Genomic DNA, 13,036 nt, shown 5'->3' on the forward strand with positions numbered 1-13,036 from the left:
GAATCAGTAAAGCCCGAATCAATAGAACCATTTGTACCGCGCGCCCAGCAATGTGACGGGCGTGCCGATCTTCGACACGCGCTGATGCTGCAGGAACACCGCCAGGTGATCGCCGCCAAACACCGTGCCCGCAACGCCGATACTCACGTCCGGGCCCCAGCCCTGAATCGAGTCGTGCACGATGCCCACGTCGAAGAAAGGACGCCATGCATGCGTGTACTGCTCGAGCAGATCGTTGCCGAAGCCGAAGTAAAAGCCGTATTGCGTGTACGTGTCCGGCATGAAGTCCTGCGGCGACGCAGGCTGCAAGGCCGTCGGCAACAGGCGCGTCATCAGCGCGTCGGCCTGGCCGCTTGCGCCGTAGGCGCCGTGCGTGATCAGCGCGCGCAACGTGTAGTCCGGGTAGGTCGTGCGGATACGGTAGGTCACTTCGGCCGTCGACAGCACGCCGCTGCCGATGTAGTTGCGCGCCTGGCTATAGAAGCGGTCCGCTTCGACGCTGCCCGTGAGCGTGATCCGCTCCGTCATGCGATACGTGAGATCGCCGATCACGTTGTCCTTCATGCCGCCGACCAGCAGCGTCTGGTTTTCATCCGCGACCTGGTTGCGGCCCGCGCGCACGCCGAGCGTCAGCGGCGAGTTGCGCCCCACTTCGCCCGCGAGATCGAGCGTGTAGAACGCAGCCGAGCCGACGCGCCGACCGCCCGTGACCGTGAACGACGTGTCGCGCGTTTGCCGCTCGCCGTAGATGTTGAGCCAGCGGTCGACGGACGGCACGTTGACCAGCTGCGTGATGTCGGTCGAATGCTGGAAGTGCTGCACGGCCGTCACGCCAACCAGATAGCGCTCGGCAATCTTGCGGCTGGCCGCGAGCGTCGTCTCGACGTAATCGAGCGGATGCTCGATGTGATTGACGACATCGGCGTCGATCGATTGCGGCCAGTCGAGCGTCGTTTCCGTCACGCGCGTATGCAGGTCGGTGTCTTCCGGCGCGCCGTCGAGCGCGTTGAACGCGAGCTGCTGCGCGCGGTCGGGCCGGTCGACGGCAATCGTCGCGTCGATGCGGTCGTTGACGGGCAGGCGCGAGCGCTCCACCGCGAGCAGACGTTCCATCTCGGGGATATCGTTCTCGGCGAGCGCGATGGTCAGCTGTGCATCGGCGGGACGCGACAGACGCTCCGCGTATTGCTGCGCGAGCCACCGCTTCGCCAGCGGATTGCTTTCCTTCGACAGCGCCCACGCCACGGCCACTTCTTTCGCGACGGCGCCGCGCACCCGCGCGTTCTCCGGCAGCCCGGCGCCATCCAGCGGCGCGCCACCCGGCAGCCCCTTCGCCGTGCCGATCATCGTGCGGCGCACGATCGAATTGTCAGCCGATGCGGGCCGCGTCGACATCAGGCTGTCGAGCAGCGCAGCGGACGCATCGCCCGTTGCGAATTCGGCTGAGAGCGTCACTCGCCGGCCACGCAGGTCTTCGAGCGTCTCGGCGTCCTGCGCGGTGCGCCCACGCATTGCCGCGCGTTGCGCGCCATGCAGCTTCACGAGCTGCGCTTCGTCCTGCTGCATCTGCAGCCACACCTTCTTGCGGATCGACCACGCGAGGCCGTCGTGCCCCGCCTGCTCCTGCGCGTCGGCATAGGTGAGCAGCCACAGCGGATCGCGCGACATCATCGCCGACTGGCGGCGCAGATATTCGAGCGCGGCGACGGGCCGGTTCAGGCGCATTTCGGCGGCTGCGTACGGCTCCCACAAGGCCGAGCTTTGATCGGCACTACCGCGCCAGCGCTTCAACGCTTCGCGCAGATCGCCGTCGCTGCCGTAGTCGACCAAGGTCCACAGGTACGCGGCGCGCAGATCGGAACTGGCGCCCGGCAAATCGACGGCGCGCTTCAGATCGGCGAGCGCCCTCTGCGGCTCGTTGATGAGGCGATAGTATTCGGCGCGCACGCCGAGCAGCGCGGGCGAGGCTTCCGCCGCCTTGAGTTCGTCGGGCGTGAGACTCGCGAGCAGCGTCGCGATGCGGTCCATCGCCTGCGCGTCGGTGTAGTAGAAAATCGCGTCCTGCAACGCGCGCACCGTGTGATCGCGGCGATAACGCAATTCGGCGACGCGGCCCGCATCGATCGGATACGGGTCGTAGAAGTACGTCATGTCGCCGAGGTCTTCGGGCGTCGCCGCGCCGCTCGCGATCAGATGGAAATACGCTTCGTTCGCGTCGTCGTCCCGTTGCAGCAGACGCGCGAGTTCCGCGTAGTTGCGCCAGAAGTCCTCGTCGCTGTCTTTCGCGCCCGCGCGCGCCGTCTTCAGCGCGGCCAGCGACGCACGATAGTCGCCCTGCCGGTACAGCACGCTCGCCGTGCGCAGCGCCGCATTCGCGTCGTTCGGATGACGTGCCTGCACCGCGCGGTACGTTGCGAGCGCCTGATCGTCGTGACCCGTGCGCTCCGCGAGCTGGCCGATGCGCTGATCGATCGCATCGGCGTTCGTCGCGCGCGGCAGCGAGCGCAGGAACGCGAGGCCATCGTCGGGACGGCCGAGACGTTCGTACGTTGCCGTCACGTTGTCGATCAGCTTCAGGTCGTTCGGTTTCGCACGCGCTTCGTGTACGAGTGCTGTCAGATAGGCTTCGTCGTCGTCGAGCATCGGCGCGATGCGCAGCACGTTCTGCCAGCCGACCTGATCGTTCGACAGTTGCGCATAGTCGAGCCACGACTTCAGCGCGAGCGACGGATCGCGATTCCATTCGGCGACCTGCGCGAGGCGCTTGACCCATTCCACCGAACGCGGATCGCGCTGCACCTGCTGCGCGGCGACTTTCTGCGCGCTCGCCAGATCGCCCGATTCGACGAAGGCCTGAAACACGACATTGGCCACGCTCGGGTCCGAGCGGACGGCGGAAGTGTCAACGCTGTTCACACTGCTGGCGGCTTGCGGCGCTTGCGCTACCGGTGCTACCGGCGCTGCTTGCGTGGCGACGCGGATCACGCGCACTTCGCCCTGCTCTTGCGCCGCTGCCTCGCGCATCGCGGCGCGCAGGCTGACGAGCGAGCCGCCATGCCGATACGCGACGGGACCATCCATATACGCATAACCCGCTTGCGCCACGTTGCGCACATGCTCGGCTAGCGGCGACGTCGGCTCGGCGAGCGCGTACTTCGCCAGCAGCTTCGCGTACCGGTCGACAGCATCCGGACGATTCGCCGCGCGCGCGAGATTGAGCAACACGATGAGCGTGGCGGGATCGTCGGCGAGCTTGCCGAGATGCGCGTCGGCGGCCGTCAGCGCGTCGTCGAGCAGATTGCCCGACTGCAGTGTGCGCACGCCCGCGACGAAGCAACGGCGCTGTTCGTCGCGCGTCTGCGCCACGGCTTCCTGACGGAACCATGCATCGGCGGCAGCGTGATAGTCGCCGACCTGCAGCGCGTAGCGCGTGATCTGCGTGTCCCACTTCGTGCGTCCGTCGGGATCGTTGGCCGACAGACGCGCGTACAGATGCGCCGCGAGATCGGGCATGCCGACGGCGGCCGAACGCTGCGCGAGCCACTCCAGATCCTTCGGCGCCCACGGCAGCTTCGCAGCCTGCGTCAGGCGCGCGCGGAGCTCGTCGAGCGCGGGCGCGCGGCGCGGATCGTCTTCGGGAATCGCGAAGGTGCGCTGCTCCGTCACCGACAGATGCAGCATCATCGCGCTACGCATCATGTCGTCGGTGCCGAGCGCTTCCATGCGCGTGGCGATGCGCTCGGCGTCGTCGGTGCGCCCCAGATACAGATACTGCGCACCCAGCAGCGAGAGGAATTCCTCGTTGTCGGGCCGCACCTTCGACCACGCTTCCAGGTACGCGACGCTCAACTCGCTCGGCGCACCGACGGACGCGACGCGCTGGCGCAAGCCACCGCGCGGCGACACGCCGTACATGGTCGCGAGCACGACGCCCGCGAGCGAGTAGACGAGCCACGTCGGAACGATACGGGGACGTTTGTCGTTCGTTTTATCGTTCACAGCGGATCTCGACGGGCTGATAGTGGGCTTCGAGGGCATTGAGCGCGGGCGTGTCGAAGCGTACGTAGGCGCCGTCGCGTTGCAGCGGCACCGCGCGGCCCGCGATGCTCGCGGTGCAGCTTTGTGCATTCGCGAGCTTCACGAACGGCTGGTAGTAGCTGCCGAACTCGAACGACAGGTTCTTGCCGTCGCGCTTGAAATCGCGCACGAAGCCATTGGCTTCGGCGATGTACGGCAGCGCATCCGCTTTCGACAGCGCACCTGCAGCGTCAAAAGACACGCGCGCCGCGCCATCGGTGATATGGATGTACGTGCCGTCCGGGCCCGCCGCGTAGCCCGTCACGCCGCGCGACGCATGCAGATCGGGCGATGTTGTCAGCGGCCAGTGCAGTTCGCGCACTTCGCCGTTGCCGCGCACGATCCAGTCGCTCGACTTCGCGTTCGACGCCTCGCTCTGCACCGTGCGCGCGACGGCGAACGAACGCCAGTCGAGCACCTTGTGCGCGTAGTCCGTCATATGCACGGGCAGCACCGGCTGCTTGAGCACGGCCGCGAAAATCTGGTCGAGCGCGCGCAGCGACGCGACCTTCGTGCCGCTATACATGTGGTAGTAGATGTCGATCGGCTTGAAGCGCAGCGGCTTGTCCGTCATGTCGAAGGTTTCGAGCACGCGCGTGAAGCCATAGAACGGGCCGAGCCAGTCGTTCGTGTAGACGTTCTCGTCCTGGTTCGGCGCATACACCTGATACGCGCCCGGCCCTTTCAGCACGCCGATGGGCGCGATATTGGTCCAGCTGTTCGCGCTCTTCGTGATCACGGTGTCGCCGCCGTTCACGTTGTCGACGCCCGCCTGATAAACCTTCCGCACGACGATCGCGGGCGGCTCGCAGTTGCCCGGCCACTGCAGGATCGTCGTCTTCTTGCCCGGGGGCGCGAGACGCGTATTGATGTAGTCGATCGAGCCCGTAACTTCACGGTCGATATTGAACGTGTAGTTCGGGATGTTCAGCGAGAACGCCGTGTCACCGCCGCCGCGGTCGATACGCTCGCCCGTCTTCGCATCGACGTTCTCCCACTCGAACGGATGCGAATACGTGTGCGTGCCGATCGCGACATAAGGCAGCGCGAACATCTTGCGCGCGATCTCTTCGAGTCGCGGCGAGATCTGCGGATACAGGCCCTTCGGCCCCACTTCGCCTTCGATCACCGACAGCGTCATCGGCACCTTGTAGCGCGTGAAAATCTGCTGGAACAGCGCTTCGCCCGAATAGTCGGCGCCCGGGAATTCCGCGCGCGACGCGAAGCCGTCGCCATCCACGTGCGACATAAACAGACGCCGGCCGTTTTCCGTCGTGACGCTCGGCGACGGCATCGGTTGCAGACGCAACGCCTGACGCAGGAACTCGATCGGCTGAATGGCCCAGCGCTCCTGGCCGATGCCGTTGAGCGAGACCACTGTGTAGGGGCTCATCGCGAAGCCGCCCCACGGCGTGATCGCAATCTGGTCGAGCGTCGCTTCGCCGCTCTTCACCCGCAGCAGCGACTTGCTCGCGCTGCCGACTTGCACGCCCGTCAGATCGCGCGTGCCGAGCTTTGGATCGACTTCGAAACCCACCATCGGATCGCGCGTGACAACTTCGATCTTGTCAGCGAACGGCCCTGCCACGGCTTGAAGATCGAGCGCGCGCCCTTCATCTTCTGCTGCATCGAAGCCGAACTGGCCGAGAAACACCATCGGCACGCGCGCGGCGAGACGCGCATCGACCCACGCGCGCCACGCGCCGCTGTTCGGCGTCTCGTCGCCCTGTAGCCACGCGACGACGCCCGCATAGCGGTCCGGCGTGATGCCCTCGGGCAACGGCTCGTGGACGTTCGCGTATTCGACGTCGTAGCCGAGATAGTTGAGCGGCGTCGCGAGATCGCGCACGCCAGGTGTTTCGTCGAGCGGCAAGTCTTCGTCGCTGTCCTGCACGATCAGCACCTTCCGCGGCAGCACTTCAATCGCGCCGATGCCGACCGCGTTCATCGATGCGTTCGTCACATACGGCGTGACGCCCGCGGCGAGCACCTGCGCGGCCGTTGCGCGCGCGCAGGCGCGGTCGTCGGCGGGACAGGTTTCGATCGATACGACGGGCACGCCCGTCGATTGCGTGAACTGTTGCGCGGCGGCGCTGCGCGCGTCGCGCTCGCCTGCCGCGACATTGCCGCTCGCCGCGTCGCGCACGAGCGACGGGCCGACCACCGCATATAGCGCTTTCGCGTGCGGCAACGCGGCCTGCAACGCCGCGTCGCCGCCGATCACGAGACGCGCGTCGGGATGCGCAGCGCGGATCGCATCGACGGCTGCAATGGCCGCCGGCGTGTCGAGCAGGAAGCCGCGATAGCCGCGCTGCCAGAGCGGTTCGATCTGTGCAGCGACGAATGCGTCGGGCGTGGCTTGCGCGGCATCGGCATGCGTGCGCGCAAGCCACACGGTATGACGCAACGGATGCGCGACAGGGTCGAAGCCGCTGGCGGGATCGATCACGACGGCATCGAACGCCTGCAACTCGCCAACGGGCACGCGCGAGCCATAGAAGAATGCGAGATTGACGTGCGGCGCCTGTGCGCCGCCCGATGCTTGCGCGTGCAACTGAGCAGACGCGGGAGCCTGGGCCTGAGTCTGCGCATGCGCGGCGACGCCCTGCAGCGCAAGCGCGGCTGTCGCCGTGAGCGCAACCATGCGAGCGTGCGCGAGCGCACGAACGAGAGCGCGCGATTGCGCCATCATCGCTCTGTACATTCGCGGCTTATCGCCTTGCATTACCCCGTCGAGCGCCGGTCGCGCTTCGAATATCGATTGAATCCCCACTGGCATACGATTTTTTCTTCGGTTTATTACTTTTTTACCGACCGGCTTTAAAGCGCCGGTTTTCCCCGGGATTTATGTCCCTACGGCAGCATTGGATGACCAAATGTCAAATACCCGGCCATCCGCCACATGCGGATGAAAATCTGCAGACTGGAAAGATCAGAGGATATGAAGCGCTATCTCTGTGAATCGGCGCGAATTCTAACGCGTCCAACGTCAAAAAAGACGGGTGTCGCAAAAATATCACGCGGCTGAAAACGCTTTAACGACGGGCAAAAAGCGATACTGGATTAATCTGAGAAAGGCTCGCAAACGTTAAACAGATAATCGCGAACGCATATTCACTTTTCATTATTTTTCAATTTGGCGCCAACACAATACCCGATATTTGATGCAGGGCGTGTCCATTTTAAAGTCCAATATTTCGCTATTGAGAGGCGCGCAAACGATTTCGCGGTTGCAACGCGTTGCAACTCGCGTCGACGCGCACGTTCATGCGATCATCGGGCGTATGAACGATCAACGTTTTTGGTGCGATCCGCAGCTGCCGTTCGTCGAAAGCCGGCTCGCTTCTCATTCCCGCGCGTGCTATGTGCCGCATACGCACGACACGCTATCGATCGGCGCCGTCGACAGCGGACACAGCAACTACACGTGCGGTGACGACCGCGCGCGCCTCGGTCCGGGCAGTCTCGTGCTGATCCCGGCGATGCGGGTCCACTCGTGCAATCCCGATAAGGAGAGCGAGTGGAGCTATCAGATGCTTCATCTCGACGTCGCATGGGCGAGCGCAGTGCTGCACGAGAACGGCAGCGCGGACGCCGATACCGTGCTCGCGTGTCCGTCGATCAACCAGAACCGCGAAGCGTACCTGCGTTACTGCGCGCTCAACCGGCTGTTGTTCTCGAACGCGGATAGCGCCGAGAAGGAAGCCGCACTGATCCTGTTCGTCAGCGAACGCTCGTGGCTCGGCGAGGCGCGCGACGTGCCGCCCGTGCCGCGCATCGCAGCCGAACGCCTCGCGCGCATCACCCGTCTTCTGCATGACGCGTACGGCGAGCGCCTGCCCATCGCGCAACTCGCGCAGATGGCGGGCATGAGCCGCTATGCGTTCATTCGCGCGTTCCGTGCTGCGACGGGCATGTCGCCCCACGCGTATCAGCTCGATCTGCGCATCAACGCGGCGCGACGTCTGTTGCGTCACGGACGCGCGCTCACGGCCATCGCGCATGAACTCGGTTTCGCGGATCAGGCGCATTTCCAGCGCGCCTTCAAGGAGCGCGTCGCGATGACGCCCGGCGCTTACCGCCGCGCGGCCGTATCGTAAGCGCGCTCTTCTGCGTCGCGCCGCGCACTTTTCTTCAATATCTTCGTTCGCCTGTCCAGCAGACTCCCGTCAAACACAAGGAGTCGAGATGGGTCTTTCTCTGCAGCAATTCGCGATGGTCGCGGGCGCGCATCTTCTTGCGCTGCTCAGCCCCGGCCCGGATTTTTTTCTGATCGCGCGCAGTGCGCTGTTGCGCGGCTGGCGCAAGACGGGCGCCGTATGCTTCGGTATTGCCTGCGCGAACGGCGTGTTCATCGCACTCGCGGTGGGCGGCTTTGCGGCGCTGAATCGGCATGGGATCGCCTTCGCGCTCGTGCAGGCGGCGGGCTGCGCGTATCTGTTCTATCTCGGCGTATTGATGCTTCGGCATGCAAGAGCGGCATCGATTGCGGCGCATGTGCAGGATGATTCGCCTGCCTCGAAGACGGGCGCGTGGCATGCGCGTTTCGCGATTGGCTTTGCATCCGCGATTCTCAATCCGAAGAACGCGCTCTTCTACGCAAGCCTGTTTGCGTTGCTCGCGGCCCGCGATGCGCCGTTCGGCGCACAGATCATGTACGGCGTATGGATGTTCGCTGCCGTATTCGGGTGGGATCTGCTCGTCGCGATGGGCATCGGACATCCGGCCGTGGTCGCGCGCTTCACGAGGCATAGCGCCGCGATCGAACGCGTCACGGGCGTCGTGCTGCTCGCAATCGCAGCGAGCGTGCTGACGATGCTTACACGCGAGTGGCTATGAGGTCGTTGTAGCAATGACTCTGCGTCATCGATTGTTATCGATCAATGCGGCAAGCTCATCGATCCTGTCAGGCGCAAACACGCTGATGCCATGCCGTTCGAGCAATGCGGCCGTCACGCCGGATGCGTCGTGCGCGACGCGCGAAAACGTGCCGTCGTAGATGAAGCTGCTGCCGCACGATGGACTGCCGTCGGCAAGCAGCGCATAGCGGCAGCCATGCGCAAGCGCCTGCTGGAGCGCGTGGCGCGCCCCGTCGAGGAAAAGCGCGGTGACGTCCGCGCCATCGTTATCGCGGATGCTGGCCGTGCCGTCCAGCACGTCGCGTCCATTGCGGCGCAACTGGATTTCGGCCGGACGGCGCGGCGTGCCGAAGCCTGCCGCCACTTCCGGGCACACGACGACGAGCCGCCCTTCATCGTGCCACGTCTGCAGCAGCACGCTTGCGAGCGTCTTCGCGGAACCGTCGTATCGCACCGGCAGACCGGCGAGGCACGCGCTAACGAGTATCCTTTCCATAAGGGGACGATTGGGTTTCAGTGCGCCGCGGCGTTCGACCGATGCGAGATGGGCACGGGTGTTGCTCCATCCCGTGACGGCGGCGCCTGTGTCTGTCGATGCGGTTCCCGCGCGTGGGTCGGTCATCGGATCGATCTGTCCAGCAATCCTTTGGTGGAGACTTCCATGCTTCGATACGCTGCCATCTTTTTCGTCATCGCCATTATCGCGGCAATCTTCGGGTTTGGCGGCATCGCCGCCGGCGCTGCCGAAATAGCGAAGGTGCTGTTCTTTATCTTTATCGTGATCTTTCTCGTTACGCTGCTCATGGGCGTGATCAGACGTTGAGGCTGCACGCGGGTCTTTTGCATCTTCACGCGTTAGCGAAGTGACCGCCCTTGCCGGCGGACGTGCAATTTATAGTGCGTCCGCTTGCAATACTTTCCTCCCCCTAGCACTACGCCCCGGCGCGCGACTCCAGCGCGCTCAGCGCCTCATCCAGCCTTCGCGCGCGGTTCTTCTGAGCAGGAATACGCGCGGCGGCCGACACGTCGTCGACGCGCTTGCGCCAGTACGACAGCGGTATGTGATCCGTGCCGGAAATCCGCGCCAATACATGCTCGAGATGGTCGAGAGCGGACTCAAGCTGGTGATGGTTCATGCCTTTCCCCGTGGCACCGTCCGCGCGGACCGACTGTGTCGTCGTGTGTCCATCGCGGCGGTGTCGAATTGATATGTCTTTCAGGAGGCCACTATAACGCTCGCCATCGGGATGACTCATCGAACGGCGAGCGTTTGCAGCCCTCGGACGCACAATATGACATCCGGGAAAAATCCCCCGCAAGCCCGCCGTCGCCGCCGTTGCGTATACGAGGAATCCTCATAACTTTCACGCGCTTGTAAAACTGTCATCCTCCGGCGCCAGTCGCGGCATGTCGGGACTGAGATCGTAGTTCAGGAAACCGAGAATCAGCCGGACCATTTCGTCTTCGAACGCATCGGTGCCGAAGTAATGCGGGCGCTCCAGCGCCGTCGCGAGCAGCACGCCGGAGATCGCGCGAAACAGCACGAAGCGCGCTTCGTCGCGCGCAATACGTTTGCCCAGATCCGGGTTCTCGCGGTTCAGCGTGCCTGCGATCAGTTCGAAGTAGCGCCGCATGCCCTGGCCGATCGCCGTGTCGGGCGCAGCGTCCGCCCATTCGGCGCGCAGGATGCTGTAGAGGCGCGGACGGTCGCCGATGAACGCCGCCGTCACGCGCATCATGCGGCGTGCGTTCAGGCCCGTGCCGAACGGCGCGGGCTGCGTGAGCGCTTCCTTCATCATCGCTGTGAGGCGTTCCAGCTCGCGACGCGCGAGCGCTTCGATCAACCCATCCTTGTTCGGAAAGTACTGGTAGATCGCGCCGATGCTGAAGCCTGCCGTATCGGCGACGCGCTGTGTCGTCAGCCCTGCCTTGCCATGGGATTCGAGCGTGCGGGCGGCGGCTTCGAGAATGCTGTCGAGCGCGAATTCGGCGCGCGCCTGCTTGGGCTGCCGACGCGACGTGTGAGTCGTGGGCAAAGAAACTCCGTGAATGAATGAAGGTTGAAGATCGTTGGGTGTGCAACCTGATGTGCCATCGAACCTCGATGCAAGCAGTTTGCATCAACCATGCCGATGATGAAACACCATGACGAGAAAACGGTGCACGATGCCGCAGCGAGGTTATCACGCGCCTCGCCGCCTATCACCGGCGTGGCGCTCTAGACGTGCGCTCGATGAAGTCGAGATCGAGCGCTTCGCAGAGGAAGGTCCGCAATGCGTCGATGGCTGTTTCCTGCGCGCTCGCCGCCTGCCGCACGAACAGGCCGAGGTCGGCGGCGGGCGGCTCCGGCAGGCCGTCGGCGGCGCCGAGCACGCGCATCGTGTCGTAACGGATATTGCCGTCGAGCAGCACCGATACACCCAGCCCCGCCTCGACAGCCGACTGCACGGCGGGCAGGCTCGTGCTCGTGCAGACGACGCGCCACGCAATGCCCGCGCGCCGCAGCACCGTCATCACCTGCTGCTGCCACAGACACGCTCCGCCCAACGCGACGAGCGGCAGCGGCGACTGCGGGTCGGCAAGATAACCGCGCGCGCCGACCCAGAAGAGCGGCTGTGTCCACGTGACGAGCGGCGTGGCGTCGACCATCGCGGGATCGCCGACGAGCACATCGAGCGCGCCATCGTTGAGGCGTTGCGACAGCGCCGCGCTCGCATCGACGACGATCTCCAGCGCAACCTGCGGATGCGCGGCCGAAAAGCGCCGCAACGCGCGCGGCAGGCGGCCCACGGCAACGTCTTCGAGCATCCCCAGGCGCACGGTGCCCGCCACGTCGCCGACTTCGAGCGCGCGCCGGGCGTCCTCGCCCGCGCCGAGAATCGCGTGCGCGTACGGCAGCAGCCGGTGCCCGGCGTCCGTCAGCCGCACGCCTCGCGGCGAGCGCTCGAGCAGCCGCTGGCCGATGTCGTCTTCCAGACGGCGCAACTGCATGCTCACGGCCGCCTGCGTGCGCGCAAGACGCACCGCCGCCGCGCTGACCCCGCCCGTTTCGGCGACCGTCACGAAGGCTCTGAGAAGGCTGCTGTCGAAGTCGCGCATTATTAGCGTCCGTGATAGCGGCATAAGAAATATCAGCTTATCTTAATCCCCGTTTCGTCGATATGATGGGCCTGTCTGAAGTGCGCCCGCTCAAATCCATGAAAAATTCCACGCTCGCCGAACCGATCTCCTTTGACACCGCGCCGCCGTCGAGCGCCCCCAGGCGCCATATCGGCATGGCTGCGCTGCTCGGCCTGCTGTCGATGTCATGCGTGCAATTCGGCGCCGCCCTCTCCGCGCCGACGATGGCCGCATTCGGCGCGTTCAGCACGACGTGGTTGCGGCTTGCGTGGGCCGCTGTGATTCTCGCGCTCGTCGTGCGTCCGAAGCTGCGCAGCTACTCGCGTGCTCACTGGTTGGCGGCGGGCGTGCTCGGCGTGGCGATGGCGGGCATGACGCTATGTTTTTTTTCGGCGATCGAGCGCATTCCGCTCGGCCTTGCCGTTGCGATCGACTTTCTCGGACCGCTCACTGTCGCGACGCTCGGCGTGCGCCGCTTGCGCACGTTGCTGTGGCCGCTGCTCGCCGTCGCGGGCGTGCTGCTGCTCGCGCATGATCGTTCGGGTTGGATCGGCGAGCCTGTCGGCATGTTGCTCGCGGTGGGCGCCGCGTGCGGCTGGGGCGGCTATATCGTGTTGATGAAAAAGACGGGCGTGCTGTTCGATGGGCTGGAGGGGCTCTCCGTGTCGCTGATCGCGGCAGCGCTCGTCGCGACGCCCTTCGGCCTCGTCGAGCACGGCCTGCACATCGCGCCGATGCAGCTCGCCGCTACCGCGGGCCTCGCGGTGCTCGTGCCGCTGCTGCCGTATGCGCTTGAAATGATCGCGCTGCGCCACATGCCTGCGGCGTCGTTCGGCATTCTGATGAGCGTCGAGCCGGCCATCGGTGCGGCGGCGGGTTTTATCGTGCTGAATCAGCCGATGACGGCGCTGCAACTGGCAGGCACGCTGTTCGTCGTGAGCGCGAGTGTGGGCGTGATCGTGACGTCGAAGTGAACCGGG

10 protein-coding genes are annotated in these 13,036 nt (G+C 65.0%); 4 read left to right on the forward strand and 6 right to left on the reverse strand.

Going from position 1 to position 13,036, the window contains the following annotated elements; genetic code table 11:
• Nucleotides 1-18 precede the first annotated feature (18 nt).
• Both H1204_RS10865 and H1204_RS10870 read right to left on the reverse strand, forming a co-directional pair.
• The gene (locus tag H1204_RS10865) at nt 19-3,999 is read right to left on the reverse strand and encodes a tetratricopeptide repeat protein (RefSeq protein WP_180728316.1); all 3,981 of its coding nucleotides are present in this window, start codon (nt 3,997-3,999) and stop codon (nt 19-21) included.
• A complete protein-coding gene (locus tag H1204_RS10870; protein WP_180728317.1) occupies nt 3,989-6,856 on the reverse strand; it encodes a sugar ABC transporter in 2,868 nt (955 codons plus the stop codon). The genes H1204_RS10865 and H1204_RS10870 overlap by 11 nt, the downstream gene beginning before the upstream one ends.
• A 505-nt stretch (nt 6,857-7,361) precedes the next feature.
• On the opposite strand from H1204_RS10870, the gene H1204_RS10875 reads away from it, so the two are divergent.
• Together H1204_RS10875 and H1204_RS10880 are read left to right on the forward strand one after the other, a co-directional pair.
• Complete coding sequence (locus tag H1204_RS10875) at nt 7,362-8,177, forward strand: AraC family transcriptional regulator (RefSeq protein ID WP_180728318.1); 816 nt, start codon at nt 7,362-7,364, stop codon at nt 8,175-8,177.
• An 88-nt stretch (nt 8,178-8,265) separates the two neighbouring features.
• A complete protein-coding gene (locus H1204_RS10880; protein WP_180728319.1) occupies nt 8,266-8,916 on the forward strand; it encodes a LysE family transporter in 651 nt (216 codons plus the stop codon).
• A 24-nt stretch (nt 8,917-8,940) separates the two neighbouring features.
• Here H1204_RS10880 and H1204_RS10885 read toward each other — a convergent pair whose 3' ends face one another.
• On the reverse strand, nt 8,941-9,432 hold the full coding sequence (locus H1204_RS10885; protein ID WP_180730931.1) for a DUF523 domain-containing protein: 492 nt from the start codon (nt 9,430-9,432) through the stop codon (nt 8,941-8,943).
• Between the two features lie 165 nt (nt 9,433-9,597).
• Between H1204_RS10885 and H1204_RS10890 the strand changes: the two genes are divergently transcribed.
• Entirely contained in the window at nt 9,598-9,759 is a 162-nt protein-coding gene (locus tag H1204_RS10890; RefSeq protein ID WP_007590496.1) for a DUF1328 family protein, read from the forward strand.
• Between the two features lie 109 nt (nt 9,760-9,868).
• Here H1204_RS10890 and H1204_RS10895 read toward each other — a convergent pair whose 3' ends face one another.
• The 3 genes from H1204_RS10895 to H1204_RS10905 all read right to left on the reverse strand — a co-directional run bounded on the left by H1204_RS10895 (nt 9,869) and on the right by H1204_RS10905 (nt 12,035).
• Entirely contained in the window at nt 9,869-10,072 is a 204-nt protein-coding gene (locus tag H1204_RS10895) for a hypothetical protein (RefSeq protein ID WP_180728320.1), read from the reverse strand.
• 228 nt (nt 10,073-10,300) lie between these two features.
• Complete coding sequence (locus H1204_RS10900) at nt 10,301-10,972, reverse strand: TetR/AcrR family transcriptional regulator (RefSeq protein WP_180728321.1); 672 nt, start codon at nt 10,970-10,972, stop codon at nt 10,301-10,303.
• 166 nt (nt 10,973-11,138) lie between these two features.
• Nucleotides 11,139-12,035 carry a LysR substrate-binding domain-containing protein gene (locus tag H1204_RS10905; protein ID WP_243468475.1) on the reverse strand — a complete coding sequence of 299 codons (897 nt, stop codon included), beginning with the start codon at nt 12,033-12,035 and terminating at the stop codon, nt 11,139-11,141.
• Between the two features lie 98 nt (nt 12,036-12,133).
• Here H1204_RS10905 and H1204_RS10910 point away from each other — a divergent pair, with 98 nt between their 5' ends.
• Nucleotides 12,134-13,030: an EamA family transporter gene (locus tag H1204_RS10910; protein ID WP_180728323.1), complete on the forward strand. Its 897-nt coding sequence runs from the start codon at nt 12,134-12,136 to the stop codon at nt 13,028-13,030.
• Nucleotides 13,031-13,036 lie beyond the last annotated feature (6 nt).

Origin of the sequence: Paraburkholderia sp. PGU19, from assembly GCF_013426915.1 — a bacterium.
Taxonomy (GTDB): Bacteria; Pseudomonadota; Gammaproteobacteria; order Burkholderiales; family Burkholderiaceae; genus Paraburkholderia.

Coding starts and splice junctions, on each gene's coding strand:
- H1204_RS10875 (WP_180728318.1), top strand. CDS start 7,362: ATGAACGATCAACGTTTTTGGTGCGATCCGCAGCTGCCGTTCGTCGAA.
- H1204_RS10905 (WP_243468475.1), bottom strand. CDS start 12,035: ATGCGCGACTTCGACAGCAGCCTTCTCAGAGCCTTCGTGACGGTCGCC.
- H1204_RS10880 (WP_180728319.1), top strand. CDS start 8,266: ATGGGTCTTTCTCTGCAGCAATTCGCGATGGTCGCGGGCGCGCATCTT.
- H1204_RS10890 (WP_007590496.1), top strand. CDS start 9,598: ATGCTTCGATACGCTGCCATCTTTTTCGTCATCGCCATTATCGCGGCA.
- H1204_RS10885 (WP_180730931.1), bottom strand. CDS start 9,432: ATGGAAAGGATACTCGTTAGCGCGTGCCTCGCCGGTCTGCCGGTGCGA.
- H1204_RS10870 (WP_180728317.1), bottom strand. CDS start 6,856: ATGCCAGTGGGGATTCAATCGATATTCGAAGCGCGACCGGCGCTCGAC.
- H1204_RS10895 (WP_180728320.1), bottom strand. CDS start 10,072: ATGAACCATCACCAGCTTGAGTCCGCTCTCGACCATCTCGAGCATGTA.
- H1204_RS10910 (WP_180728323.1), top strand. CDS start 12,134: ATGAAAAATTCCACGCTCGCCGAACCGATCTCCTTTGACACCGCGCCG.